This is a genomic window from Cytobacillus firmus (assembly GCF_023612095.1).
Lineage (GTDB): Bacteria > Bacillota > Bacilli > Bacillales > Cytobacillaceae > Cytobacillus.
On the sequence record NZ_CP086235.1, the window covers coordinates 4,150,666 to 4,176,893 of the forward strand.

A 26,228-nucleotide genomic window follows, 5' to 3' on the forward strand; every position below is an offset into this window, starting at 1 on the left:
AATTTTTAAAAGTCCGCCTAAAGACAGCGGCTCTTAAAAGAATTTTATTGATCCAGCCTGCTGATTTCCTAATTACATAGGGCTTTATCAGCATGCTTTATAAAAAAACGCATAATACGCCAATTTTCATCCTTTATCCTTATATTGTAGCAAAAATTTTTCTGCAAAAAATTTCATTTCTCTATCATTTTTGAAACATTACTGTATTCCTGTGTAATATTTTTAATAGTTAGACTCAGCTTCTCTCTATTAATACCACCTCAAATCAAAATAAAAACTGGCAGACAGAAATATTTATTCCTGCCTGCCAGTTTTCATTCTTCATTATGAGGCCTGCTGCGGCCGGGCGGCCCGGCGCCGTTTCCCATAGATGACTGTAACAGCCATGCCCAGAATCAGGAACACACTTGATATTTGGAAGAGCGCCGCCGTTTCCACAAACTGTGCAAGCACTCCAAACACAAGCCCGCTTAGCCCAATGCCAAGGTCGATGGAGGAGAAGAACATTCCGTTTGCCACACCGCGCCGGTTGGATGGTGTCATTGATAACGTCCAGGACTGCAGAGTAGGAATCAATGAGCCAAAGCCAATTCCAAACAAGATTCCGCTAATGATAATAAACAAATTCGAATGAGCGAAGGAAAGTACCCACATTCCTATGAAAGTCAGGAACGTGCAAAGCAGCACGAGTCCCATAGGCCCCCGCTGATCAAACCACTTTCCGGCAACCGGCCTTGAGAGCGATGCCATAATCGCATTAAACAGGTAAAAAAGGAATATCTGATCAATTCCGCGCTCTTCGCCAAAAATAACGATGAACGTTACGATGGAGCCATATCCAAAGGTCACAAGTATTGTGATGAATGCAGGAAACCAGCTGGATTTTTCAACTAAAGAGCCCAGGTAAGAGAATTTAAGATCTTCTTTCCTTGTTTTCATAACAGCCTCAGGCGTTTCATAGCGGACAATGGCCAGGAGGACAATGGCAATTACCCCTAGTACGCTTGAGATATAAATAAGATTGGTAAATGAAGTAACCTGATATAGGTAGATTCCAAGACTAGGTGCAATGATCATTCCGATCGTAACGCTTAGGCCATAGTAACCCATTCCCTCTCCAAGCCTGGAATTAGGCACTACATCTACAGCCGCTGTCCCATTCACAGTAGTGGACCAGCCCCATGCAAGCCCATGAATGAATCGGAACATCAGAAAAATCATTACCACGCTTGAAAGCGGATAAATAATGGTTATTGCCAAAAGTGCTGCTGCCCCAATCAGCACCAGCTGCTTTCTTGCTTTATATTCGAGCATGAATCCGATGAAAGGCCGGCTCAAAACGGCTCCAATCGAAAACAGTGCCGTTACCAGCCCAATTTCAAGACCAGTTGCCCCAATGGACTTTATATATGGAGGCAATGTTGGAATAAGCATCTGAAACGACATAAAAACAAACAAATTCCCCACCATCAGCATAATGAAAGACTTTGTCCATAAAGTCTCTTTTGCAGCCTTTTCCAAGTGCATCCCCCTTTCATCCAGTAAAGAAAATAAATAATTATTTCGCATCACTAAATGCTACCATAACTGCCTGAAAAAAGGAACGGGATTTTGGTTCACATCACTTCTGGCACAAAGCATCCTGCATTTTAGCAGGCTGTCATCAGAAAAACTTTTTTTCCAGTCTAGTCTTGTTTATAATAGATAGAATGAATAAAGAGTATTGCCCAATAAACGACAGCAGCACAGCTAAGGGAAGTTTCGCTTTATTTTCCTTCCCGATATTATTAAAATAAGTACTAACTACATAAACAGAAAGGCTGATACCGGTTTGGAAAACAATTCAAATTTTATACGAACGATTATTAAAGAGGATCTGGAGTCGGGTAAGCGCAAAGAGGTCATTACCCGTTTCCCGCCTGAGCCGAACGGTTATCTTCATATCGGACATGCCAAATCGATTGTCATCAACTTCGGCCTGGCAGACGATTTTAACGGCAAGACGAATCTTCGTTTTGATGACACGAACCCGCTTAAGGAAGATCAGGAATATGTGGATGCCATTAAAGAAGATGTTAGATGGCTTGGCTATGAGTGGGAGGAGCTTCACTTTGCTTCGAATTATTTCGAGGAAATGTATAACCGTGCCGTTCTTTTAATCAAGAAAGGAAAAGCATATGTGGATGACTTAAGCCAGGAAGAGATCCGCCAATACCGCGGAACGCTGACAGAGCCTGGAAAAGAAAGCCCATACCGCAGCCGCTCAGTTGATGAGAATCTGGATTTATTTGAACGCATGCGCAAAGGTGAATTTGAAAACGGAGCAAAAGTTCTTAGAGCGAAGATTGACATGTCTTCACCGAACGTGAATTTGCGCGATCCGGTTATCTACCGTGTTTCACATGCAACTCACCATAATACAGGTGATACATGGTGCATCTACCCGATGTATGCTTTTGCCCACCCGCTTGAAGATGCAATCGAAGGGGTTACCCATTCCTTATGCACAACTGAATTTGAAGATCAGCGCCCGCTATATAACTGGGTTGTCTCAGAGTGTGAAATGGAAAGCACACCACAGCAAATCGAATTTGGCCGCCTGAATATTACTAATACAGTAATGAGTAAAAGAAAATTAAAGCAGCTTGTTGAAGAAAATTATGTTGATGGCTGGGATGACCCGCGCATGCCGACGATTTCCGGTTTAAGACGCAAGGGCTACACTCCGGAAGCAATCCGCGAGTTCGTAAAAGAAACTGGTGTTTCAAAAGGCTCAGGTGTAGTGGATGAAGCGATGCTTGAGCATTTTGTACGCGAAGATCTGAAAATGAAGGCCCCCCGCACAATGGGTGTACTCCGTCCATTAAAGGTTGTCATTACGAACTACCCGGAAGATCAGACTGAAATGCTTGATGCAGAAATCAATCCGGAGAACCCGGAAATGGGCATGCGCCAAATTCCATTTTCAAGAGAGATTTATGTAGAGCAGGACGACTTCATGGAAGATCCGCCGAAAAAATATTTCCGCCTCTTCCCTGGCAATGAAGTCCGCCTAAAGCATGCTTATTTCATCAAGTGCAACGATGTCATCAAGGATGAGAATGGCAATGTTGTAGAGCTTCATTGCACATATGACCCTGAAACAAAGAGCGGATCAGGCTTTACCGGCCGAAAGGTAAAGGGTACGCTTCACTGGGTTGATGCAAAGAGTGCCATTCCGGCTGAATTCCGTCTGTACGAGCCATTGATCCTTGACGAAGATGCCGATCAGAATGCTGAGGCAGATACGGATGAGGCTCTTGAAAACGAAGCAGAAGGCAAAACGTTCCTTGACTACGTGAATCCGAATTCGCTTGAAATTGTTCATGGTTTCATCGAGCCAAATATGAAGGATGTTAAAGCACAGGATAAGTTCCAATTCTTCCGCCATGGCTATTTCAATGCTGACTCCAAATATACGACAGCAGAAAAGCCTGTCTTTAACCGGATTGTTTCACTGAAGAGTTCATTTAAATTGAAATAGGCAAAAAGCTTGAGGGCTTCGTTCCCTCAGGCTTTTTCACCCGAAAAACGATTCACAAACTGCATTTCCGCAGGAAAGTATGGTAAGGTTTAAAAAGTAAGCATTTACATAAGGAGGAATAAATTATGTCAAATCAGCATGACCCAAATACATTACCGCCGAAAACATGTTCAGTAGACCGCATGGTGACCGTTAAAGAGGACGTTGAAAAGGTTCTTGCAGGAAAGAAAACAGCTACACGCCGCAACGGCCGCTATGCTGATATCGGAGAAATCATGACACTTGAGGGCCATGATTTTGTTGTAGAAAAAATTTATTCACAGTCTCTCGGAGAATTAACTGACGAAGATGCCCGCCAGGAAGGCTTCGAAAATTTGGAAGACTACAAGCAATCCATCCTTTCTATGCACCCTGGAATGCCTTGGGTTCCGCAAATGCGTGTATGGGTTCATGAATTCAGCGCAGTGAAGAAGTAATTTGCCGGAATGGACATATTGTACCGAATACTGCTGTATATCCATGTCAGCAGTGCCATTCTTTCTGTTGGCCCCTTTTTTATTCTGATCCCAATCGTCAATAAATTGGGAGCGGCTCATCACGGGATCCAACAGGCATACATCGGCATCTTCAGGACATCTGTGCGCCTTGTCAAGCATGCAGGACATGTACTTGTAGGCTCGGGTATCCTTCTGATTGTAAACAGCCACTGGTCCTGGACGACATCTTGGATCGTTGCTACCCTGGCAGTTATGGGTCTCTCAGTCTTTTTTCTTGCCCGGGCCTTCACTCCCGTCCTGAGGAAATTTGATGAGCCGGGAGCAGATCAGCATTTCCTTATAAGAAAGCTTACCCGCTCTGTCTGGATCTATCTTTTTCTGTTAATGCTCATGCTCTGGTTCATGGTAGCCAAGCCGGTGCTTTGGTAGGAATATATAAAAACAAGCGCTTATGATATGCGCTTGTTTTTTTGTGCATGGATTAATTCATATTTTCACATTTGATGGATAAGGGAATTTCCACATCCAACAAACTCATTATTTCAAAAACCTTTCCGGAAAATCGGTCATAATCACTTCAACTCCGGCATTATTTAAGAATCTGCTGCGGGTTTCATCATTTACGGTATATACCCGCAGTGGAAACCCTGCTTCTTTTGCTTTCCTTCCAAGCTCGGATAAAGCAAACCTCTCTTCACAATGGATGCTGTCTGCACCGATATCTTTTGCCATTTCAAGTGTATTTTCAGGAATGCCTTCTATTAAATAACCCGTCTGTATCGTTGAATGGCAGTCCCGGACTCTCCTCAGGCTCTCCGCATTGAAGGATGAGATAATGACACGCTGTTCCAATCCATATTTAAGGATAAGGTCCATCACCCTTTTTTCCAGCCCGGGATAGTCTATCAAATCATTTTTTAATTCAATATTGATCAGCAGTTCGTTGCCCTCCATCACTGCCCATTGTAAAAGCTGCTCCAGATCCGGGATTGTTTCTCCGGCGTTCACTTCCGCAAACCAGCTCCCGGCATCAAGCTGCAGGATTTCTTCAAAGGTCATGTCCTTAATATAGCCTGTTCCGCCTGTCGTTCTGTCCACCTTTTCGTCATGAATAATCACAAGCGTACCATCCTTCGCCATCTGCACATCCAATTCAATGCCATCTGCTCCCGCCTCCAATGCAGCCTGAAAAGCGGCCATCGTGTTTTCCGGAAAACGTCCACTGACACCGCGATGCGCAAATACTTTCGCTCTTTTATTCAACTTATCTCCTCCTATGACAAAAACATCACCATTCATATTCTATTCTACAAACCGCCCCAAAATCATTTTTTCATTCCAGGAAAACCCGCTCAAGTTTCACTTCGCATTCGATTCCATTATAATGAAAACTATGAAACTTCTTTCTTTCCAGTACGTATAACAAATTATCCATACATAAAAAACGAATTTAGGAGTGAAATCTGTGGGAGTTCGATTGAGTAAGGGACAAAAAGTAGATTTGACCAAAACCAATCCTGGTTTGCAGGTTGTAATGGCAGGATTGGGCTGGGATGTCAGCCACAATCAATCTCAATATGACCTGGATGCTTCAGCATTTTTAACAGGTACATCTGGCAAAGTGCAAAGTGACAGTGACTTTGTGTTTTATAATAATCCTTCTGGCGGAAACGGATCGATTCTCTACAGCAGTGATAACAGAACGGGAGCTGGCGCCGGGGATGATGAACAAATCCGCATCGAGTTGAATAAGGTGCCGCAGCATATCCAGCGGATTGCGTTTACCATTACCATTCATGATGCACAGATGAAAGGACAGAACTTCGGACAAGTTTCGAATGCGTATGTGAGAATTTTTAATGCCATGACAAATGAGGAGCTGCTCCGCTTTGACCTTGGGCGCGACTTTACAGTGGAAACAGCCATCGTCGCCGCAGAACTTTACCGCCATAATGGCGAGTGGAAATTCAATGCCATCGCAAGCGGATTTCAGGGAGGATTAGCTGCTCTGTGCCGCAATTTCGGTATTTCCGTAGATGATGAGCCTGCTCCAAGTCAACAGCCGTCATTCGGCCATGGCCAATATCAGCAGACGGGAAATCACGGACAGCCGTCTCATGGATTCAGTCCACAGCAAAGCCAGCCGACTCAATCAGCCTACAGCCCGTCTTCCTATAGCCAGCCGGCCTACAATCAGACGGCATACAGCGCGCCTCCATCACAGCCACCTGCAATGGGCGGTCAGACAGGATATGGACAGCCCATACAGGCTCAATCCTATTCAGATGGAAATATGGCCTGCACCCGATGCGGATCCACTAACATCCGTACCGGCCAAAAAGGATTTGGCCTTGGAAAAGCAGCGATCGGAGGACTTATCCTTGGCCCTGTAGGACTTCTAGGCGGCTTCATCGGGAAAAACCAGCTGAAACTCACCTGTAATGCCTGCGGCAATTCATGGTCGCCTAACCAGACAGATTATGCACAGTGGGCTAATGACCAAAAACGCCGTGCACAGGAGCTGTTCACCCGATTCAAGAGCCAGGATGTCCTGGACGCCGTTGTAGCTTCATGCGCTCTTGTCGGCATGGCAGACGGCAGGCTTGATCCATCTGAGCGCCAAAAGATGGTCGAATTTGTAAACAGCAGCCAGGAATTAAAAGTATTTGATACCCAAAAGGTGATACAGCAATTCAATATGTTCGTCCAGCGGATTGAGATGGACCCGATCATCGGCCGGGCCGAAGCCTTCAAAGCAGTTGGCCGGGTAAGAAATAAACCTGAGATTGCACGTCTCGTTGCCCGTTATTGCATCGCTATTGGTTATGCTGATGGGAATTTTGATCAAAATGAAAAACAGACTGTTACAGAAATCTGCATGGAACTCGGATTAAATCCGCATGAATTTCTATCCTGATTTTTTCTAAGCTCTGCCATAATGCGGCAGAGCTTTTTTTGCATTTATTCCCTCCACCTCCTGAATATGCCGCATACAAAGGACACATGCGGGTATACTCAAAAAGATAAGAGGTCTGTTATTTTAAAAGGAGGTAATATTTTTGAAGGAAAGTTCATCAACTGAACGCTATATGCCCATGACTTCCTCCACGAGCGGAATGATTGTAAATGAAGCAGATGGAGTTTACTGCCTGACAGTTCAGATTGTTAATGTTTGTTTTGTGAGAATATCAGAAAAGCCCGGCGACTGGGTTCTGGTTGACGCAGGCATGCCAAAATCTGCAGAGAAAATCATGGATGCCGCCGAAGAACTTTTTGGAGAAAACGCCAGACCGAAGGCCATTATTCTTACACATGGCCACTTTGACCATGTTGGTGCAATTATTGACTTGGTTGAGCGCTGGCAGGTTCCGGTATACGCTCATTCTCTGGAAATGCCATTTTTAACGGGACAGCAGGATTACCCAAAACCTGACGCAAGTGTTGAAGGAGGACTTGTTGCAAAGATGTCCCCCACTTTTCCCCATGAAGGAATCGATCTCGGAACCCATATACAGCCTTTGCCTGACGACGGAAATGTTCCCCATATGGAAGGATGGAAATGGATCCACACACCAGGTCATACTCCTGGCCATGTTTCCTTGTTCAGGGAATCGGATCGTGTGCTGATTGCAGGTGATGCTTTCGTTACAGTGAAACAGGAATCCTTATACAGCGTGCTCACCCAGGAACAGGAAATCAGCGGCCCGCCCCGCTATCTGACGACAGATTGGGATGCGGCCCGGACATCCGTACAGAAACTTGAAGCTCTTCAGCCGGATGTCGCCATCACAGGACATGGCATTCCCATGGCTGCCACTGTATTAAGAGAAAGCCTCACCCGACTTGTGAATGATTTTGATGAAATTGCCATTCCCGACCACGGAAAATATGTAGACGGGGAACGCTAGATAAAAAGCAAGGTCCAGCAATATGACTGGATCTTGCTTTTTTGATGTTTAAAACACTTAAATAAAGGAAGAGTATAAAAAACGAATTTTAATAGTTCAGGAGGTTCATATATGCATCTTGAAAATTTTACAGGAAAAAAGATTCAAATAAAATTCAAGAACTTTCCAAATGATCTCGTCGGCTCCATTACAGGCATTTTTCAGCCTGATGAGTGGTACCTTGTTAAACTGATCAAAACAGAAAACATGGGAATCTGGGTCGAGAACCCTTGCTTCAAGCGAACAATGGTGCAAAAAGAAGACGGAACCAACATTCCGGAAGAACAGCAAAAAGAAGAAGATTGCGTCACCCATTTTCTGATCCGCTGGGATTACATCAGCTCTGTCATTACCTTCCCGGACAAGACGACCCTCGGTGTTGATAAGAAAGCCAAATTAATAGGTTTTCAGCCCTCTTAATAGATAGATGTTCCCCGGTGCCTAACACCCGGGGGATTTTTTATTAGAAAAGTTCCCCTTTATAGACTATGATATATTTACCGACTTTTCAAAAAATAATACGGAGGCATACACATGACAAAAAGAACCTGTATCATTACACATGCTCTGGAACCCTCACAGCTTGAAAAAATAAAAGAAATCATTCCCGATTGGGAGCTCATTTCCGGCAAGGATTCCGCAAACTGGCAAAATGAAATGAAAAAAGCCGAAATCATCGCCGGCTGGAAAAAGGAGCTTAAAGAGATGGTTCTCGAGGGGACAGCAAACTCCGCTGGTTCCAATCCTGGAGTGCAGGTGTCGATTCCCTCCCCCTGGCAGAAATGGAATCACAGGACATCCAGATTACGAGCGCCAATGGTGTACATGCCAACCCTATTTCTGAAACCATTTTCGCTCTCATGCTCGGGCTCACCCGCAAAATCCATACATATGTAAAAAATCAGCAAGCAAAAGTATGGCACCATTCCGGATTAAAACTCGAAATACATAATAAAACCATCGGACTGATTGGCACAGGAGCCATCGGAAAAGAAACGGCCAGGATTGCCAAAGGATTCGGCATGAAGGTGATCGGAGTCCGCCACTCCGGAAGCCCTGAAGAATATTTTGATGAAATGTATATGTCCGGACAGCTGAACGATGTGCTTCCTCAATGTGACTATGTTGTGGTCACCCTTCCGCTTACACAGGAAACCCGGCAGCTATTCGGCGCCGAACAGTTTTCCCTCATGAAGGATTCTGCCTTCTTCATCAATATCGGCCGGGGTGAGATTGTAAAGGAAAGAGATTTGATCGACGCACTGCAGAACGGACTGATTGCCGGTGCAGGGCTTGATGTATTTGAAAAAGAACCGCTTTCTGAAAACAGCCCGCTATGGGAGCTTGATAATGTCATCGTTACTCCGCACACAGCCGGATCGACAGAACACTATACCAAACGTGTAATTGAAGATATATTTATTCCCAATTTAAAAGAGTATATAAAAAGCGGTAAACCAGGCATTAATCTCGTTGATTATCAAAAGGGATATTAATAGAGAGGGCAGGTGACAGGCACCTATACCACTTTGTCTAACTGGTATAGGTACCTGTCACCAGATTACGTTACATATACCGGCTACTTTCTTTTCTCCGCTTCCTGAATACTAAATCCTCCAATGCTCCAGATCCTGAAAGGACACCTCCCACAATGAGAACCAGCCCAAGCAAGTGGTTGATGGTGATAACTTCACCAAGGATCAGCGCCGATCCTGCCAGTGAGAAGAAGGTGTTCAGGTTTAAAAATATACTGGCTTCTGCCGGCCCGATATTACGGATGGCTGTGTTATATACCATATGGCCGACAGCTGTTGCCAATACGGCAGATGCGGCAAATGCAGCCCAAACATGGGCAGGAGCTTCCGCTAGGCCCTTAAGCCCGCCAGGTTCCATTACGCCCGCCAGTCCAAACAGGATCACTCCTCCAAAAACCAGCATATAGCCTGTCAGCAATCGCGGATCAAGCGTTTTCGAGGCCTTGCTGATCACAATGAAGCTAAGAGCCTGTGATAGAATGGACAGGAACACAAAGAAATCGCCCGGAGTTAAGCTCGATACCCCTTTATTTCCTGAAAGAACAATAAAAGTCATGCCTGCACCGCCAAGCAGAAAACCAAGCACCTGGATGCCTGTAGGCTTGTGTCGCAGCAGAATGGAAGACAGTATCGCTGTCAAAAGAGGACCCGCACCTAATATAAGCCCTCCATTCACCGCACTTGTCCCCGTCAGGCCTATTGCCAGAAAAAGATGGTGGCTGACAACACTCAGAAGGCCGCCAAAAACAATGTACAAGATCTCCCTCACGCTCGGCTTCCTCACTTTTCCCATTATGCCTAATATTAAAAACACCGTTATGCCTGCAGTTAATATTCGCAGAGATGTAATCGAAACCGGAGGAAAATAACTGACAAGAATCTTAATTATGCTTACATTCAATCCCCACACAGCCATGATGGAAGTGAGCAGAATGTATATTTTTATGTTCTTCACATCGATCCTTCTTTCCAAAAAATCCACATTCATAATTTGTATCATTTTATCATATTTAAAATGGGAATATGTCTATTTAAAGCTTTAAAAAGCGAAAGTGAACAGACATAAAAAACACCCCTTCTGGACAAAATAACCATCAGCAGAATGAAGGGAGGGACCTGTTTGTCATCCACTCAAGATAAATTCTTCAAAAAGCTAGTTGCTATTTTTCGATGGATGAACAAACGTGAAACACACAAGTAAAAGAGCAGCCTCCCATCAAAGGAACGGCTGCTCTTCTGCTTATTTTACATCTAACTCGTGAACCATCTCAGGTGCTGCTTTCATTTTATGCTTCTTTTTCGGCTTAGGGCCCATGTTATCAAAACGCGCCTTATCATAAATGGCGGCACCCACAATTTCTGCTACATCCTGAAGCTTTTCCTTGCTGATTTTATCAATTGTATCTTCTGGAGAATGGTACCACGGCTCAGTAGGGCTGTGAATGAATAATGCGGCCGGGATGCCCGCTTCCGCGAATGGAACATGATCACTTCTGCCGCCCTGATATACTGGTGTCGGCTCACCGTTCAGCCTTTCACTTGATGATTGTGATAGCTCTGTTACCAGATTTTCTTTTCCATCCAATGTCATCATCACTAAATCGCCTGCATCCTTGCTTCCAACCATATCAAGATTAAAGTTCGCAATCGTCCTGCTGATCTCATCGTCAGAAAGACTGTCAACATAATGATAGGATCCAATCAATCCCAGCTCCTCTGCTCCGAATGTAACGAAGCGGATTTCTGTATCAGTCGGAATATCCTTAAACACCCGTGCCAGTTCTATAGTCATCGCTGTTCCGGAAGCATCGTCATTCGCCCCAGGCGCACCGGCTACAGAATCATGGTGTGAACCGACTACAATAATGTCATCGTTCGCTTTCTTTTTGTTGGTGGGTTTCTTTGTGGCAATCACGTTATGGGAAACTTTTTCTCCTGCCTCCGCACCTTCAATGGTCAGGGAAGCTGTTAAGGTTTCACCGCTCTCCAGCAAAGCAAGAATGGCCTCACCTTCAGCTTTTGACAGGGCTAAGGCCGGAACATACTCTTCATTATGCTCTCCAAGCGTGCCGCTCAACGGACCCTCTGAGTTATTAAAAACAATTACACCTGCAGCTCCTTTTTCAGCTGCATTTAGTACTTTCTCAGCAAAAGAAATGGAACCTCGCTGAATTAGGGCAATTTTGCCTGTGAGATCAGCACCTTCCAGTTCTTCGACTGTGCCCAGACCGGCAAATGTCAGCTCCCCGCTCACATCCCCATTGACTGAATAGGTAAAGGGTCTTGGCTGAAGTTCTCCTTCATAGCCGTCAATGGTCACTTCCATACTGCTTGGAGGTGTATATCCATAAAACGTGAATGGCTGAATCTCCGTTTCATAGCCATAGGACTCGAACTGGCTTTTAATATACTGAACCGCGTTATACTCCGATTCCGTACCGGCTACACGCGGGGTTTGTGAAAGATAATCAATATTATTATAGATATTTTGTGCATTAATTTTATTGACTACCTTCTTATCGAATACATTTACCGGCTGGTTCTGTTTTGCTGGCTGTGCAAAAGCTGCTTGTGCTCCCACTGCCCCAAAAACAAGAGTTGAAGCTAATGCCACTTTTAAAATTGGTTTCCTCATCTAGTACCTCCAATAGAATAATAGATTCCGCTCATTAAATATTATAATGTTTCGAAAACTCTTATAAGGGTACAAGATACCAGAAGCCCGTAGGTACAAAAATCTATATTTTGGATATATTGCTATTTTTAGTAAATTCCTAATAGGAAGAATAGACAAAAAGAAGGCTGCTCCATGCAAGCCTTCTCCCATTCTATTTCATTAAATCATGGTCCACATAACGCTCGCCGTTCAATTCACTGATTACGTTAATCGCCACTTTCGCACCGTCTCCAGCTGTAATGATTGTATGGACGCTGACTCCTGCAATAGTTCCGGCTGCCCAAATGCCATCAACATTCGTCTTTCCGTCAGCATCAGCATCCAGAACCGTTTTAATGCGAGGCTCAGTCCCTGCTTTAGTCTTCAATCCGGCTTTTTCAGCTAAATCAGTTGAAAGACCCGCTGCTATAATCACATGTTTCGCTGAGTATGATTTTTCTCCTGCTGTTACAGTAAAACCAGTTTCAGCTTTTTCAATGTTATCAACCGTTCCTTCTGTGATCTCTGCCCCAAACTTAACAGCTTGCTTTTTGCCTGTTTCAATGAGTTCCGGACCAGTGATTTCCATAACACCATAATGATTTTCAACCCATGCCCGTTTAGTAATGCTTTTATCATTATCCACAACTACTACCTTCTTGCCCGCTTTGGCGGCAAATAGCGCAGCACTTGCACCGGCAGGACCTGCACCCACAATTAAAATATCAAACATCCATACTTCCTCCTTTAACCCATTATTTACTTATAGTTTATCTAAGTTAATAATAATTGTAAAATAATGTGATTTGAGGAAAATGGTTCATTTTAGTCTTCATCTTTGATATCCCGGTCCTCCGGTATCGGCTCATTTAAAATTTCCTCTACCATTTCTCTGTATTTTTTCACCTGCTTAAGATGGGCATTAAACTGTTCCTTGTATACTAAATACTGTTCTCCATCATAAATGGCGCGTATTTTCTTTTGCTGAATCAGGCTTTCTACGTATGGCTCAGAGTAAGATAAATACTCTGCGGTTTCTTTAATGGTCAGATACATGCTTGTTCTTCCCTTTCTTTCCTTTTTAATATGATTTTACTAGTTTCCTGGCACTAGAAGACTCTGGTAAAATCATATAAAATAGAATCTATGAATAATGTTCATATGCAACCTGTATATTCTATTATTATACGCGAAAAATACAAATTTGACTGATTTCCATCTTTTTTTCAGCCAAATAGAGAAAAGGAGAAATATAAGCTAATGAATAAAAAAAGGTATTGGGCTTATATGTGATCATCAGCCTTATTTGGGTATTCGGAACGAATTATCTTTTGCATATGCTTGAGCCTTCTTCTCTTGTCAGTTTTCTATTCAGAGCAAAAGAATTTCTGTACATCATCGCTACAGGGTGGCTGCTCTATTATTTTATTGGCAAAAGAGATGAGCTCAGCGCCTCAAGAGAAGATGAAAAGCGCCTTTCCACTTTAATCAATTCAATGGTGGACTTTGTTAATTTCAAAGACGGTCAAGGCCGCTGGATTGAGTCTAATGAATTTGGACTTAAACTATTCAATCTCGAAAACGTCGATTATAAAGGCAAGAAGGACTCTGAGCTGGCCGAGTACACTGATTTTTATGCAGATGCACTTCGCTACTGCGAAACTTCAGATGAAGAAACCTGGAGAAACGGTAAAATTACCCGCCTTGAAGAGGTTATTCCTTTGCCTGATGGAACCGAAAAAACGTTCGATACAATTAAAGTACCGCTATTCCATGCAGACGGAAGCCGCAAAGGACTGGTTATTATCGGCCGGGACATTACAGAAAGAAAGCATGTGGAGAAGCTTCTTGCTGAAAGCCAGCAGCAATATAAATCACTGTTTGAATATAATACCGAGATTGTCTTTATGACAGACCTTCACGGCACACTTACGAAAGTTAATCCACAATTCAAAGCCGTGACAGGATACAGCCCTGATGAAACATTGGGCAAAAAAATCAATGAAATCATACCTGTCCCTTATAAAATGAAGGCCATAAAGGATTTTACAGACATCCTGGAGGATAAACAGCCAAAGACCTGTGAGTTTGAGTTCAATCATAAAGATGGAAGCAAACTCACTATTCAATGCACTGCCCTTCCGCTTATTGTGAACGGCCAAATTGCCGGAGTTATCGGATATGGAAAAGATGTGACAAAGCTCCGTCAGGCTGAAGAAAGACTCCGCCGCACCGAAAAGCTTTCTGTGGTTGGCGAGCTTTCTGCAAGTGTGGCACATGAAATCAGAAACCCTCTGACATCTTTAAAAGGCTTTGTGCAGCTGATGCAGCTGGAAGATGAAAAGCATCAGTTCTATTATCAGATCATGCAGGAAGAACTCGACCGGATCAACCATATTGTCGGCGAGCTTCTGCTCCTTGCCAAGCCTCAGGACATTTGTTTTACAAAGGCAGATGTTCAAAAAATCCTGTTTAATGTCATTTCGCTTTTAAAAACTGAAGCCAGCATGCACAATGTCCAGATTGAATTTCTGTTAAAATCGGATGTGTTTATGATTGAATGTGAACCCAATCAGCTAAAGCAGCTTTTTATTAATATCATAAAAAATGCCATCGAGGCATCTAAAGATGGCGGCAAAGTAACCGTTACACTTCTGGCGGATGACCACCAGCTGACTATCCTGGTTAAGGATACCGGCTGCGGCATGTCGGAAGATCGCCTGAATAAAATCGGTGAACCTTTTTATTCTTCCAAGGAGAAGGGAACAGGTCTCGGGCTCACAGTCAGCTTTAAGATTGTCCAATCCCATAATGGTTCCATTCATTTCAATAGTGAGAAAGAGAAAGGAACAGAAGCTGTCATCAAGCTTCCTGTAAGGAAACAAACACCTGCTCCTGAAACTGAATTAACCGTTTAAACAGCAAAAGAGCGATGTTCAATCAAACGTTTGATTGAACATCGCTCTTCTTTTAATTCCCCTTAATCTCCAGCAGCTTTACTCTTAAGTTATTTTCCATATTAGCCAGGTCGTGTTCTGCCTGCCGGCGCTTATTCCTGCCTTCTTCCTGGATCCTTAAGGTTTCTTCAAGAGTAGAGATCAAATTCTCCTGTGTTTTCTTTAACGTTTCGATATCGACAAGGCCCCGCTCATTTTCACGTGCCGTTTCTATTGTATTCACTTTAAGCATCTCCGCATTTTTTAATAGAAGATCATTTGTGGTTTTTGAAACCTTCTTCTGGGCTTCGACTGCATGGCGCTGGCGTAGCAGTGTCAAGGCAATGGCCACCTGATTTTTCCAAAGCGGGATGGCAGTCATGATGGAAGACTGGATTTTTTCAACCAATGCCTGATTGGTATTCTGTATCAGGCGGATCTGCGGCGCACTTTGAATCGTTATTTCACGGCTCAGCTTCAAGTCATAAAGGCGCTTATCCAGGCGATCGGCAAACTGGATCATATCGTTTACTTCCTGGAATTTCATCTGATCATTTGACTCTTCTGCCTTCTTTTTCAGCTCGGGAATCGTCTTTTCATGAAGCTCCTCAAGCTTTAGTTCTCCAGCTGCAATATAAACATTTAACGCATGAAAATACTCTTTATTATTATCATAGAGCTTATCTAACATGACAATGTCGGAAAGAAGCGCATTCTTGCTTCTCTCCAATTTGACGCTGATGCGGTCGATTTGAGCTCCTGTTTTCTGATATTTGGACAAGACTTCCTGAACAGAACCCGAAATCTTTCCGAACATACGCGCAAAAAAGGATGATTTCTCCGGCTTCAGCTCATCCGGATTCACATCGCTGAATTTTTTCATCAGATCATTAATAATCGTCCCTACTTCACCAACGTCCTTTTTCTGAACATGCTCAAGCATAGTATGGGAGAACGATAACAGCTTTGATTGAGCTGGTGTTCCGTAAGAGATCATTGCCTGATGATTGGCCGGATCGATTTGCTTTGCAAGCTGATAGGCCTTTTCGCGGTTTTCTTCCGGAATTACATCTATCAGCCTTGTCCGCTTTTCCGATTGCAGCGGCGAGGAAGCAGGCTGCTGATTTTCCCCAAAAGGATCTGCCAGCAAATCCTCCATTAAATCAGTGTTTTTTAACAGGGATGGTTTTTCTTCAGTCATTTTAATCTCCTGCTTTCATCATGAATTCTTGATTCTTTTATCTTCTCAATCGAATTCCTGGCAACATCAATTTCAAGATGAAGCTGATCAATATCTTCCGCGATAACCCGGTGAAGATCTTCCTCCACATGATGGGTAAGTGCATCAAGTGTACGTCTCGTTTCCTGGAGGGACTGATCCAGTTCACGCGATTTTCTCGGCTGGGAAGATAGAAAGACATACTTTTCCGCCAGCTCCACAGCAGAATCCAAATGGGAAAAATAAAACTGCTCCGCCTGATAAAACCGTTTCGGCTCATTTCTGGTCAGTCTGTAAATCCTCCTCGTCACCCTCATGAACTCCATGCGCTGCTTCAGCGTCGGGAAATGACGAATCGAGAACATCGCTTTATGCAGACGGGTTATTTTGCGGCGCGCCTCATCAAGATTTCGCTTTATATATTGGTATTCCCTTTTCGTCAATCCATGCTTTTTCAAAAAGCGGCGGCGCTGAATCAATCCCCCGGCCCAATAAGTGAGCAGCCCGGCTCCAGCTCCATAAACCCCTGACAGAAAAAATGTTTGCCCGAAAGCAAAGTAACTGGCCAGCCAGACACTGACAGACAACGGAACAGCCGTCAGCAGGCGAAAAGCAAATGCTAAAAAGGAATTCATATTTATCGACTCCTACTCATAGTCCTACTTATTTATACGTAATTGATAAACCTAAAGTTTCATCCCCAGACATCTTTCACAAAAAAGGCATATATCCTTAGATCTATTAAAACACTTTTAAAAAACTTCTCAAGTTATACGATACAAAATAACACGATTGCCCGCCATAGACCACAAAAGTAATCCTTGCTAAGACCTGAGACGTATTTCTGTAAAAAAAGCACCTGCGGAAATTTTCCCGCAGGTGCTTTACGGCTATTTAACCGCCAATGCACGCTTGCCCATGGCATTGTAGATCTTAATGAACTTCTCTTTTGGCATTTTAACATCTTTTTTAACAGCTTCACTGTCATTAAAATAAACATAATCGGCATCCACACCGGTTACGACAATACAGTGCAGAGGTGTCGGTGCACTGATTGTTTTGCCGGCAGGCGTTTTCCAGGTTCTTTTATTCGGCATTTCATGGCTGATTGTAAACCATGCCAGGACAGGGTTACCCTCTGAAACAGCCTTTTCTATTTCTGAGAAATCTTTTCCGGTCAGATTTACACCGCCTGGACGATACTGGTCAAGCAGCTTTTTCAACGGCCCCGGGTTTATCGTATGGCCGTTGCCAAAAGGTGTTCCAACGAACCCGACATCAGGGTCCCCCCAGGTTTTAATCGACCCGTCTGCATTTCTTACCAGCTTGGTTGAGTCATATGGCATCTTTTTTGCCAGTGTGGTTTTGCTGACGTTCACTCCATAAAATTTCAGTGCCATTGCAAGGGAAGTGACTTCACATCCGCTTGGCAGCTCCGGCCGCTGGGCAATGAGCGGCACATTAATCTTGGACAGGCGGGCATCACTGGCTTTCACATAATCACCGCTGACATAACCCGTTCCGCCATTGTAGGAAATTTTATACCAGCCATTGCTTTCCTTATGTATAACATTCAATACAGATCCGTTCTTCAAGGACCCTATTTTCCCATAATTTGTACCCGGACCTTTCCGGACATTTAATGACGTAGCATCCACCCGGTAAAGCTTTTCACTTGTTTTGACATACTGGCCGCTGACATAGCCTGTTTTGCCATTGTAGTTAATTTTGTACCAGCCGTTTGCAAGTCGTTCAATCGCCTGAATACTGCTTCCTTGGGCCAGGCTCCCAATCCGGCTGTAATTTGTTCCCGGACCGGAACGGACATTCAGACTGGTTGCATCCACTGTGTAAGTAGCGGAAGCCGCTTCTGCCACTGCCTCGTTTGAAAAGCTCGGAATTGACGGCGACAAGACTCCTCCTGCCAAAATAGCTGCAGCAACAGTCCCTTTTAATATAGCTCTGTTTCCATATGAACCTCTTAAGATTGCCATATACTTTCCTCCATATCCTTAAATCGATTCTGTCGAATTTTGCGGACTACTCTAAAAATAAAGATTCGTAAACTTCAAGTCTACCTCTTTGGGACTGGAAAAATTTTATTGATTCTAATGAATCAGTTTTTATTTGCTTATTTAGCAGAGTCAGTATATTTGGCATCTGTATATATTCCTTTTTGAAAATGTTTATTTATAAAAAATGCAGGGAATAAGCTCTTGTACTAATTTATTTACATCTTGGAGGAAGCATAATGAATAAGCACTATTTTTATATAGTTATTTTATTAATAGGATCGATTGTATTTCCTTCCTCAGGATATGCAGAGCATTTGATTGGGAAGGAAAATAAGGTTGTGGTGATTTCCTTTGATGGAATGAGAAACGATCTGACAAAAGAGTTTGTAAAGGACGGCAAGCTTCCTCATATTAAGTCACTTATGGAGAACGGAGTGGCCGCCAAGGATTCCAAAACCGTAACCCCCTCGCTGACCGCACCATCACATGCGGCCATTGCTTCAGGTGCCGCTCCATCAGAAACCGGCATGGTCAGCAATAAATGGCAGGATCCCACCAAGGAATTGGCCAATGGAGAAAGCGCTTTTCATCAGCCGCTTGATAAAAGCCCGCTTTGGGCAGAAGCCAAAAAGAATGGTAAAACAACGGCCACTGTGCTGTTTCCCGGATCAAACCCTGATGCAGGCGAACAGGCTGATTATGCAGTTTATTATGGTGAAACCTGGGCAGAGAGCTCACTGGATAAGCTTCAGTTCAAAAAAACAGAGAGCTGGAAGCACACCGAAAAAAGCTTTAGCCCTGTGAAGGAATCTATAGTGAAGCTGCCATTGAAAAAAGCAAAGAATAAAGAGATTTACATTTTAGCTTTAGACACTTCGGATGATGGAAAAACCAACTATAACCGCTTCATTTTTTCAAAAAACCGTTCGGCAGACTCCAAAGATGTTATCGTCAATGCCAATGAGTGGGGATCAATCCCTGTTGAAGCGGACGGTGAATCTGCAGGATTTTGGTTTAAGCTGAAGACTGATGCCAGCCTTGAGAAAGCGAGCATTTACCGGACTGCTGTTACATCAGCACTCATTGAAGGTCCGGAAGGGTTTGAAGAGGAGCTGCTATCGGAATTCGGCTTTTTCCCCGTTCAGGATGATACAGAGGCTTTTGAAAAAAAGTGGATTACACGGGAAGAGTACGAAGAAATCGGTTCGCGTTTTGTACACTGGGCAACTGATGTGTCTCTTTATATTAAAGAAAAATACCAGCCCGATCTGCTGATGTTTTATACACCTCAGATTGATTATGAATCACATCATTTCCTGCTGACTGATCCGCGGCAGCCCGGGTACTCAGAGGAAAATTCCAAAAGACATTCGAAATACATTGAATGGGCCTATAAGCTTGCAGATAATGTCGTGGGACAGACGATGGACAGCCTTAGCGAAGAAGACCACCTTCTTGTGGTATCTGATCACGGCATGGAGCCAGTCCACACCATTCTTGCTCCAAACACACTTCTGAAAGAAGCAGGTCTTTTAAAAACAGATAAAAAAGGCAAAGTGGATGAGGAGAACTCCAAAGCAATGGCTGTAGCCAGCGGGTCAGCTGCCCAAATATATCTGAATGAAAACCTCACCAAAAGAGAAAAGGAAAAGGCTGCAGACCAAGTAGTGAAGCTCTTTAGCGAATATAAAATCAAACCCAAATTTAAGACAAAAATTCTAAAGGGCTATTTAGGTGAAGCCGGTGGTTTTCTCGCCGAAGGAAAGTTCAGCCAATTTAATCAAACGGCAAAGCAATTTTCCAATTACCTTTTCAGGAAACAAGAAAAGCCTTATCAGATTGCCTATGATAACAATAAAGAGAATAAGCACCCTAACCAGGGAGACATATTGCTGCTTGGTGCAAGTGGCTATATGATGGGCAGCAGCTTAACAGGCCCCCAAATGCCGGCAATAGAACTTGGCAGCCATGGCGGCAATCCTGACCGGAAAGAACTCAAGGCGGTATTCTTTGCACAGGGTCCTTCTTTTAAAAGTAACAGCGGAATTGGTTCGATTACCACACTGGATATCGCCCCGACCGTTTATAAACTGCTGGAGATACCTGCTCCTGACTTTTTGGAGGGTGAAGTTCTGAAAGATGCATTTTAATTAAAAACACGGCCTTGCTATATGCTGCAAGGCCGTGTTTCATTTTTGAAAAAAACCCACCCCTAATGAGATGAGCAGAACAAACTATATACAATCCAATTCTACAGTTACTGTAGTTCCTTCACCTATAAAACTATCGATAGTCATCAGCCCCTGGTGTTCCTGTATAATTTTGTTGCTGACCGTGAGCCCCAGACCGATTCCTTTATCTTTTGTTGTATAAAAAGGTGTCCCAAGATGCTTCAGCATTTCATCATCAATGCCTGCTCCTTCATCTGCAAAAGCAATCCTTACACGCCCGCGCTCTATTTGCTGCATGCTGATATATACATTTCCGCCATTCGGCATAGCTTCAATCGCATTTTTTAAAAAGTTCACAAACACTTGCTTCAGCTGAGGAGGTGAACATAATAGCATGATATCATTCTCACTATGTTTGAGATGAATCTGGACATTATGAAGCAGAGCCTGCGGATGAAGCACCTTAATCGTGCTTTCCAGAATGGACATTAAGTTCCCTTTCTCAAACTCGATTGCCTGAGGCTTTGCCAAAGACATGAACTCATTGACAATGATATCAATTCGATCCAGCTCTTCCATAATAATGGATAGATAATTATCCTGCTTTTCCTGATTAATGCTTGATTGGAGCAGTTTTGAAAAACCTTTTAGAGAAGTCAGCGGGTTCCTGATTTCGTGGGCAACCCCTGCTGCAAGCTGTCCGATAATGGAAAGGCGATCCAAATTCCGCAAAACAGCATCATTATTCACTCTGTCTGTTATGTTTCTGCCTACTGCCACAAATAATTCAATTTCGCCCCTGTCGTTGAAAATAGGGGAAATGCTAGTCTCCACGAAAACGACATCACCATTTGCCGTATTCACTTTTGTCTCAAGGAGCTGTGGCTCTCCTGTTTCAAGCAGGTTTTGAGAGACTTTGTTAAACTTTTCTCTCTCTTCCTCGGAATATATGATAGTGGTACAGGACTTCCCCACAAGCTGCACCGGCGAATACCCCAATACATTTTCGTGAGATGGGGATGCATAAATCACCGTTTGTTCTCTAGTGAAGACCTTGATCATATCTGTTGTATTCTTCGTAATCAAATCGTACAGTTCCCTGGTTTTTCTTAATTCCCTCTCCATGCTTTTAAACTCTGTCATATCCCGGAATATAGCCAAAACGGCAATGATTTTTCCCTTGGAATTTCTGAAAGGAGAATAGGAAACCGATATATCCAGAATCGAACCATCCTGATGATAGCGCTGTGTGATCACATTGCTGTATACCTTCCCAAGCTTGACCAGTTTTATTATCCCCTTCACTTCTTCCGGGTTCTGAAAATCGGTAAACTTCCTGCCGATAACCTGCGCTTCGGTATAACCAAAAATCACCGTATACATATGATTAACCCTTATAAAACGGTTTTCCATATCTATGATGGCTACCCCATCTGCCGTACAGTTCAGGAACAAATCAAGCAATTCATCAGGATTGGAATAAATCGATTCACCATCATTACCTAGGATCGGGAAATCATTGACCATTAACCTCACCCCATTAAATAACTCTATAAACTATATTTTACAGAATTATATGAAAAAAAGCATGAGGATTCTTTAGAACTCAAAAAAAAGCAGCTTTCCCTCCGGTCAGCTGCCCTCTATCCATTCCAATCCCGCGACTGCTTCACAATGCATAGTCTGCGGGAACATGTCCACAGGCTGCACTTCAATGGTTTTATATCCGCCATCTTCCAAAATACGCAGATCCCTTGCCAATGTTCCCGGATTGCAGGATACATAGACGACTTTCTTTGGCTTCATGCTTAAAATAGTTTTCAAAAGAGCCTCATCACAGCCTTTGCGCGGCGGGTCAACGACCAGCACATCTGCTGTGTTCCCTTTTTTGTACCATTCAGGAATTACTTCTTCTGCTTTCCCGACTGCAAATGAAGCATTTGTCATCCGGTTCAATTCCGCATTCCTCTTCGCATCCTCAATGGCTTCCGGCACGATTTCAACTCCGAACACTTCTTTTGCCTTCTGTGCCAGGAAAAGAGAAATGGTGCCAATTCCGCAGTATGCATCGATAACCTTTTCTTCTCCGCTCAAATTCGCATATTCCAGTGCCTTATCATATAAAACCTTTGTTTGCTCTGGATTCACCTGATAAAAGGAGCGGGCGGAAATCGCAAATTGGATATCGCCAATAAAATCATAGATCACTTCTTCGCCCCAGAGAACTCGTGTAACTTCTCCCATGATCACATTTGTCTTCCGCGAATTCACATTCTGGACGATGGATTTAACACCTTTGATACTTGCTGCAATCTCTTCCACAATCTTTTGCTTATTCGGGAGCTCGTTCGTCCTTGTAACAAGGACAATCATCACTTCGCCTGTCACAAGACCATAGCGCGCCATCACGTGGCGGAGCTCACCTTTATGCCTGCCTTCATCATAAGCTCGGACACCATAGCGACCGCAAATTTCCTTTACCTTTTGAACAACCTCATCATTTTTTTCCTGCTGAATGAGACATTCCTTCATATCGATGATCTGGTGGGTGCGCTGCTGGTAAAATCCGCCGATCAGACCGCCTTCCTGCTCGCCAATCGGAACCTGCGCTTTATTTCTGTAGCGCCATGGATTCTTCATGCCTAGAACCGGATGCACCTTGACGCCCTCTAGTTTACCAATTCTCTCCAGTACATCTCTGACCTGTTTTTCCTTGGCGAGAAGCTGGCCTTCATAGCTCAGGTGCTGCAGCTGACATCCTCCGCACTCCTTATAAATCGGGCAGGGTGCTTCCACACGGTATGGGCTGCTTTCATAGGTCTCAATCAAGCGCCCAAACCCATATCCCTTATTCACCTTTATTACTTTGACTTTTGCCCTCTCACCCGGAAGTCCATCGGGCACAAATAACGGGTAGCCGTCAACCTTTGCCACCCCTGCCCCTTCATGGGTCAAATCCTCAAATGTCACATCTATATAATCATTTTTTTGCACAGGTAATGTTCTGCTCATCATTTTCTTCCTTTTCAGCTTAATTCCGTGACCTATTTTGACTAGACAGATTGTATCACAAAATAGGGTTAAATACGAAATGGATATCTTTCAGATCCTTTGCATACCCCTCAGCATGTCTATTTGCAGAAACGAATCCTGTATTTGCATTTTTCCCAGTCCATTTGCAGGATTCTCCTGTCTATGTGCTCTTTCACACTTCTATTTGCAGTAAAACTTTTCTATTTGCATCGTTCACAACTTCTTGTGTTACTGCAAAATAAAAGCCCGCTCTGTAATAGAGCGGACCTCCTATTATTCATGGGAGCTTTCCCAATCTGTCGGGCGGTCTTCCTCACGAATCTGATCGATAGGAACAAATACTTCCAAATGCCTGTACAGATTTACGAATTCGGCAGGAAGAAGCCCGCCAAATTCACCGTCAAGATTGAGCTGTACCTTCTCTTTGGATTGCACTTTAATGCGGTTTGCCTGCGTGTAGATGACATTCGGATCCTTTACATGCTCCCCCGAACTGCCATTGTCGCGATCCGGATAAAATCGGCGAGATTGGTTTTCTTTAAGATCAGCAGGGAGAATAGTCCGTCATTAATACAGGAATCCGGCGCAAGTTTTTCAAAACCGCCGACTGAATTTGTCAGACCGACAAGGAAAAGCATGGCTTCACCCTCAAAGATTTTCCCGTCAAACTCAATGCTGACTTCAGTTGAACGGAAGGAAGGCAGCATTTCAATTCCCTTAAGGTAATAGGCAAGCTGGCCAATCATGGTTTTAAGCTTGCTTGGCACCTCGTAAGTCAGCTCTGTCAGCCTTCCTCCGCCAGCGATATTAATAAAATATTTATCATTAATGCGGCCAATATCAACAGGAATGGTATCCCCTTTTACAATAATATCCGCTGCCGCTTCCACATCTCTTGGAATATGGAGTGCACGGGCAAAATCATTAGTTGTGCCCATTGGGATAATGCCGAGGCGCGGACGGTAATCCTGTTCAGCGAGTCCATTTACAACCTCGTTAATCGTGCCGTCACCGCCTGCTGCAACGACCAGGTCGAATCTGCGTTCAACAGCTGTCCGGGCAGCTTTAATGGCATCCCCTTCACCTGTGGTAGCATGGCATGACGTTTCATAGCCAGCTGTCTCCAATTTCTGCAAAACCTCTGCTAAATGTCTTTTAAAAATTTCCCGGCCTGAAGTCGGGTTATAAATAATTCTTGCTCTTTTCATAGCCCATCATCCTATTATTGAAATATCTAAACTTAATACTTTTCATTCCATCTTTTTACATCATAGCGAATAGTCCGCGGCTTAGCAATTTTCACAGCTAACCGTTTCTATTCTATTCACTTCCTGGTGTTTTCACAAGTGGACAGATGCACAAATGAATTATACCCTCATTAAGCAAAAAAGTATCGTAATTAAGTTATATTTCTTGGCCAGGTGCTTCAAATCAGCATTATCCAGGATGAGGTTAAGCATTACTCCTGTTTGAGGTCCTGCAAAACAAGGCTCTTAACGTAGTCAATAATGGTTCTATATGGATATTCTTCATTAATTACTCTATGAAGCATTGCCCCGTCCATAAAAGTCCAAAACAATCCTGCTACATGGTTTGGATCTGCATCGGAACGGAATTCCCCGGTGTTCTGTCCTTCCTCCATAATATCTGTTATCAGCTTTAAAAAGAACTTCTTTCCACGCTCATTCAGGATTCGATTCAGGTTCTCATCTCTTGAGGAATGCAGCGTAAATTCCAGCTGCACAGTTATTCTATCTTTCCGTTCCTGGCTGAATGGGCTCATATCCCTGTACAAGTCAAACAGGTATTCAAGTTTCTCTTCTGCGGAGGAGAACATCGATATTTTCTCTGCAAGTCTTGCATTAGCTGATTCTGTCTGCTCATTCAACAGCTCCAGATAGATTTCTTCCTTGCTTTTAAAATAATTATAGATAGCTCCCTTGCTGATTCCTGAATAAGCGACAATATCATCTATGGTCGCTGCCTGAAATCCTTTTTTGGCAAAGCAGGCCAAGGCGCCCGACAGGATCTCTTTCTTTTTTTTCCGTTTATATTCCTCTGATACGATTGGCGGCAATTCTGTCCCTCCAAGGCATTTGATTTATTCTCTTTTAGTTATTAATTTATCAGCAGCACTTCCGGCTGATTTCACTACTTTTCAGAATTTCTTCTGAATACAGGCTGGCATGTTCACTCGTGATTTCCGTATTTTCCTCAGCCAATCCCGCTTTTATCAAGTCTTCTTTCATTTTAGCGAGAAATAAATCTCTGATAGCTGCTGAACGGCACGGCTGCATTTGCGCTGCCAAATCCCAAATCCATTGCTCAAGATGTACACTCTTGCTCTTTTTTTGCATTTCCTGCGGAACCTGCCTTCTTCCCATATCTCCCACTCCCCAGGTATTGTATTAAAATAAACTGATTGGTCTTTTTATTGTAAGTAACTTTATATGAATTTTCAAATTTTTTCATTTAAAAAAACTCCTAACTTCCGTTAAGAGTTACTCCTGATCTATTTGATTTTTCTCCCGGTACATGGTTACTAATCCCCCAATGAGCATAAAGCCGGCAAAGGCAAGAGGAAACCAGCGCTCAAACAAAGAGCCTTTAGTTGGCAGCCCACTCTGTTCCTTAGAAGCTTCTTCGGGAATTTCGCCTGTAATCTGAGCCATGACAAGAGTTGTAAAGTCCTCTTC

The 26,228-nt window shown here is 43.5% G+C and carries 22 protein-coding genes and 2 pseudogenes; 9 read left to right on the top strand and 15 right to left on the bottom strand.

Annotated elements, in window-relative coordinates; all coding sequences use genetic code 11:
* Positions 1–324: 324 nt before the first annotated feature.
* Complete coding sequence (locus LLY41_RS21170; protein ID WP_304586526.1) at positions 325–1,527, bottom strand: MFS transporter; 1,203 nt, start codon at positions 1,525–1,527, stop codon at positions 325–327.
* 304 nt (positions 1,528–1,831) lie between these two features.
* Between LLY41_RS21170 and LLY41_RS21175 the strand changes: the two genes are divergently transcribed.
* The 3 genes from LLY41_RS21175 (at position 1,832) to LLY41_RS21185 (ending at position 4,449) form a co-directional block, all read left to right on the top strand.
* Positions 1,832–3,523: a glutamine--tRNA ligase/YqeY domain fusion protein gene (locus LLY41_RS21175; protein WP_304586527.1), complete on the top strand. Its 1,692-nt coding sequence runs from the start codon at positions 1,832–1,834 to the stop codon at positions 3,521–3,523.
* A 125-nt stretch (positions 3,524–3,648) separates the two neighbouring features.
* Positions 3,649–3,999, top strand: coding sequence for an ASCH domain-containing protein (locus LLY41_RS21180; protein ID WP_304586528.1), 351 nt, complete (start codon positions 3,649–3,651; stop codon positions 3,997–3,999).
* Between the two features lie 9 nt (positions 4,000–4,008).
* On the top strand, positions 4,009–4,449 hold the full coding sequence (locus LLY41_RS21185; RefSeq protein ID WP_304586529.1) for a hypothetical protein: 441 nt from the start codon (positions 4,009–4,011) through the stop codon (positions 4,447–4,449).
* Positions 4,450–4,557: 108 nt separating this feature from the next.
* Here the strand turns inward: LLY41_RS21185 and LLY41_RS21190 are convergent, their stop codons facing one another.
* Positions 4,558–5,283, bottom strand: a complete 726-nt coding sequence (locus tag LLY41_RS21190) for a glycerophosphodiester phosphodiesterase (protein WP_304586530.1) — start codon at positions 5,281–5,283, stop codon at positions 4,558–4,560.
* Between the two features lie 202 nt (positions 5,284–5,485).
* Here LLY41_RS21190 and LLY41_RS21195 point away from each other — a divergent pair, with 202 nt between their 5' ends.
* From LLY41_RS21195 to LLY41_RS21210, 4 genes and pseudogenes are all read left to right on the top strand, one after another.
* Positions 5,486–6,937 carry a TerD family protein gene (locus LLY41_RS21195; protein ID WP_304586531.1) on the top strand — a complete coding sequence of 484 codons (1,452 nt, stop codon included), beginning with the start codon at positions 5,486–5,488 and terminating at the stop codon, positions 6,935–6,937.
* Between the two features lie 172 nt (positions 6,938–7,109).
* The gene (locus LLY41_RS21200) at positions 7,110–7,928 is read left to right on the top strand and encodes an MBL fold metallo-hydrolase (RefSeq protein WP_304588073.1); all 819 of its coding nucleotides are present in this window, start codon (positions 7,110–7,112) and stop codon (positions 7,926–7,928) included.
* Between the two features lie 111 nt (positions 7,929–8,039).
* The gene (locus LLY41_RS21205; protein WP_304586532.1) at positions 8,040–8,387 is read left to right on the top strand and encodes a hypothetical protein; all 348 of its coding nucleotides are present in this window, start codon (positions 8,040–8,042) and stop codon (positions 8,385–8,387) included.
* Positions 8,388–8,501: 114 nt separating this feature from the next.
* Positions 8,502–9,463: pseudogene (locus LLY41_RS21210) on the top strand (D-2-hydroxyacid dehydrogenase).
* Between the two features lie 70 nt (positions 9,464–9,533).
* Here the strand turns inward: LLY41_RS21210 and LLY41_RS21215 are convergent.
* The 4 genes from LLY41_RS21215 to LLY41_RS21230 all read right to left on the bottom strand — a co-directional run bounded on the left by LLY41_RS21215 (position 9,534) and on the right by LLY41_RS21230 (position 13,214).
* Positions 9,534–10,502 (bottom strand): DMT family transporter, encoded by a 969-nt coding sequence (locus LLY41_RS21215; protein ID WP_304586533.1) that lies wholly within the window; start codon positions 10,500–10,502, stop codon positions 9,534–9,536.
* Between the two features lie 240 nt (positions 10,503–10,742).
* The gene (locus LLY41_RS21220; RefSeq protein ID WP_304586534.1) at positions 10,743–12,137 is read right to left on the bottom strand and encodes a M28 family peptidase; all 1,395 of its coding nucleotides are present in this window, start codon (positions 12,135–12,137) and stop codon (positions 10,743–10,745) included.
* A 193-nt stretch (positions 12,138–12,330) separates the two neighbouring features.
* Positions 12,331–12,891, bottom strand: coding sequence for an FAD-dependent oxidoreductase (locus LLY41_RS21225; protein WP_304586535.1), 561 nt, complete (start codon positions 12,889–12,891; stop codon positions 12,331–12,333).
* Between the two features lie 92 nt (positions 12,892–12,983).
* Complete coding sequence (locus LLY41_RS21230; RefSeq protein WP_304586536.1) at positions 12,984–13,214, bottom strand: excisionase family DNA-binding protein; 231 nt, start codon at positions 13,212–13,214, stop codon at positions 12,984–12,986.
* A 233-nt stretch (positions 13,215–13,447) separates the two neighbouring features.
* Between LLY41_RS21230 and LLY41_RS21235 the strand changes: the two genes are divergently transcribed.
* Complete coding sequence (locus tag LLY41_RS21235; RefSeq protein WP_304586537.1) at positions 13,448–15,076, top strand: PAS domain-containing sensor histidine kinase; 1,629 nt, start codon at positions 13,448–13,450, stop codon at positions 15,074–15,076.
* A 52-nt stretch (positions 15,077–15,128) separates the two neighbouring features.
* Here LLY41_RS21235 and LLY41_RS21240 read toward each other — a convergent pair whose 3' ends face one another.
* The 3 genes from LLY41_RS21240 to LLY41_RS21250 form a co-directional block, all read right to left on the bottom strand.
* On the bottom strand, positions 15,129–16,295 hold the full coding sequence (locus LLY41_RS21240) for a toxic anion resistance protein (protein ID WP_304586538.1): 1,167 nt from the start codon (positions 16,293–16,295) through the stop codon (positions 15,129–15,131).
* Complete coding sequence (locus tag LLY41_RS21245; RefSeq protein ID WP_304586539.1) at positions 16,292–16,948, bottom strand: 5-bromo-4-chloroindolyl phosphate hydrolysis family protein; 657 nt, start codon at positions 16,946–16,948, stop codon at positions 16,292–16,294. Before LLY41_RS21245 ends, LLY41_RS21240 begins: the two co-directional genes overlap by 4 nt.
* 255 nt (positions 16,949–17,203) lie before the next feature.
* Positions 17,204–18,307 carry an SH3 domain-containing protein gene (locus LLY41_RS21250; RefSeq protein WP_304586540.1) on the bottom strand — a complete coding sequence of 368 codons (1,104 nt, stop codon included), beginning with the start codon at positions 18,305–18,307 and terminating at the stop codon, positions 17,204–17,206.
* A gap of 257 nt (positions 18,308–18,564) precedes the next feature.
* Between LLY41_RS21250 and LLY41_RS21255 the strand changes: the two genes are divergently transcribed.
* A complete protein-coding gene (locus tag LLY41_RS21255; protein ID WP_304586541.1) occupies positions 18,565–20,478 on the top strand; it encodes an alkaline phosphatase family protein in 1,914 nt (637 codons plus the stop codon).
* Between the two features lie 84 nt (positions 20,479–20,562).
* Here the strand turns inward: LLY41_RS21255 and LLY41_RS21260 are convergent, their stop codons facing one another.
* From LLY41_RS21260 to LLY41_RS21285, 6 genes and pseudogenes are all read right to left on the bottom strand, one after another.
* Positions 20,563–22,026, bottom strand: coding sequence for a PAS domain-containing sensor histidine kinase (locus tag LLY41_RS21260; protein ID WP_304586542.1), 1,464 nt, complete (start codon positions 22,024–22,026; stop codon positions 20,563–20,565).
* A gap of 105 nt (positions 22,027–22,131) precedes the next feature.
* Entirely contained in the window at positions 22,132–23,511 is a 1,380-nt protein-coding gene (rlmD, locus tag LLY41_RS21265; RefSeq protein WP_304586543.1) for a 23S rRNA (uracil(1939)-C(5))-methyltransferase RlmD, read from the bottom strand.
* Positions 23,512–23,805: 294 nt separating this feature from the next.
* A pseudogene (locus LLY41_RS21270) lies at positions 23,806–24,740 on the bottom strand (diacylglycerol kinase).
* A gap of 251 nt (positions 24,741–24,991) precedes the next feature.
* On the bottom strand, positions 24,992–25,609 hold the full coding sequence (locus tag LLY41_RS21275; protein WP_197212643.1) for a TetR/AcrR family transcriptional regulator: 618 nt from the start codon (positions 25,607–25,609) through the stop codon (positions 24,992–24,994).
* A gap of 49 nt (positions 25,610–25,658) precedes the next feature.
* A complete protein-coding gene (locus tag LLY41_RS21280; protein ID WP_048009747.1) occupies positions 25,659–25,916 on the bottom strand; it encodes a hypothetical protein in 258 nt (85 codons plus the stop codon).
* A 117-nt stretch (positions 25,917–26,033) separates the two neighbouring features.
* Entirely contained in the window at positions 26,034–26,204 is a 171-nt protein-coding gene (locus LLY41_RS21285; protein WP_304586544.1) for a hypothetical protein, read from the bottom strand.
* Positions 26,205–26,228 lie beyond the last annotated feature (24 nt).

Excerpts from the sequence above, each read along its gene's own strand:
- LLY41_RS21170 (WP_304586526.1), bottom strand. The coding sequence starts at position 1,527 with ATGCACTTGGAAAAGGCTGCAAAAGAGACTTTATGGACAAAGTCTTTC.
- LLY41_RS21180 (WP_304586528.1), top strand. The coding sequence starts at position 3,649 with ATGTCAAATCAGCATGACCCAAATACATTACCGCCGAAAACATGTTCA.
- LLY41_RS21185 (WP_304586529.1), top strand. The coding sequence starts at position 4,009 with ATGGACATATTGTACCGAATACTGCTGTATATCCATGTCAGCAGTGCC.
- LLY41_RS21200 (WP_304588073.1), top strand. The coding sequence starts at position 7,110 with ATGCCCATGACTTCCTCCACGAGCGGAATGATTGTAAATGAAGCAGAT.
- LLY41_RS21205 (WP_304586532.1), top strand. The coding sequence starts at position 8,040 with ATGCATCTTGAAAATTTTACAGGAAAAAAGATTCAAATAAAATTCAAG.
- LLY41_RS21215 (WP_304586533.1), bottom strand. The coding sequence starts at position 10,502 with ATGATACAAATTATGAATGTGGATTTTTTGGAAAGAAGGATCGATGTG.
- LLY41_RS21220 (WP_304586534.1), bottom strand. The coding sequence starts at position 12,137 with ATGAGGAAACCAATTTTAAAAGTGGCATTAGCTTCAACTCTTGTTTTT.
- LLY41_RS21225 (WP_304586535.1), bottom strand. The coding sequence starts at position 12,891 with ATGTTTGATATTTTAATTGTGGGTGCAGGTCCTGCCGGTGCAAGTGCT.
- LLY41_RS21230 (WP_304586536.1), bottom strand. The coding sequence starts at position 13,214 with ATGTATCTGACCATTAAAGAAACCGCAGAGTATTTATCTTACTCTGAG.
- LLY41_RS21240 (WP_304586538.1), bottom strand. The coding sequence starts at position 16,295 with ATGACTGAAGAAAAACCATCCCTGTTAAAAAACACTGATTTAATGGAG.
- LLY41_RS21245 (WP_304586539.1), bottom strand. The coding sequence starts at position 16,948 with ATGAATTCCTTTTTAGCATTTGCTTTTCGCCTGCTGACGGCTGTTCCG.
- LLY41_RS21250 (WP_304586540.1), bottom strand. The coding sequence starts at position 18,307 with ATGGCAATCTTAAGAGGTTCATATGGAAACAGAGCTATATTAAAAGGG.
- LLY41_RS21255 (WP_304586541.1), top strand. The coding sequence starts at position 18,565 with ATGAATAAGCACTATTTTTATATAGTTATTTTATTAATAGGATCGATT.
- LLY41_RS21260 (WP_304586542.1), bottom strand. The coding sequence starts at position 22,026 with ATGGTCAATGATTTCCCGATCCTAGGTAATGATGGTGAATCGATTTAT.
- rlmD (WP_304586543.1), bottom strand. The coding sequence starts at position 23,511 with ATGAGCAGAACATTACCTGTGCAAAAAAATGATTATATAGATGTGACA.
- LLY41_RS21280 (WP_048009747.1), bottom strand. The coding sequence starts at position 25,916 with ATGGGAAGAAGGCAGGTTCCGCAGGAAATGCAAAAAAAGAGCAAGAGT.
- LLY41_RS21285 (WP_304586544.1), bottom strand. The coding sequence starts at position 26,204 with ATGGCTCAGATTACAGGCGAAATTCCCGAAGAAGCTTCTAAGGAACAG.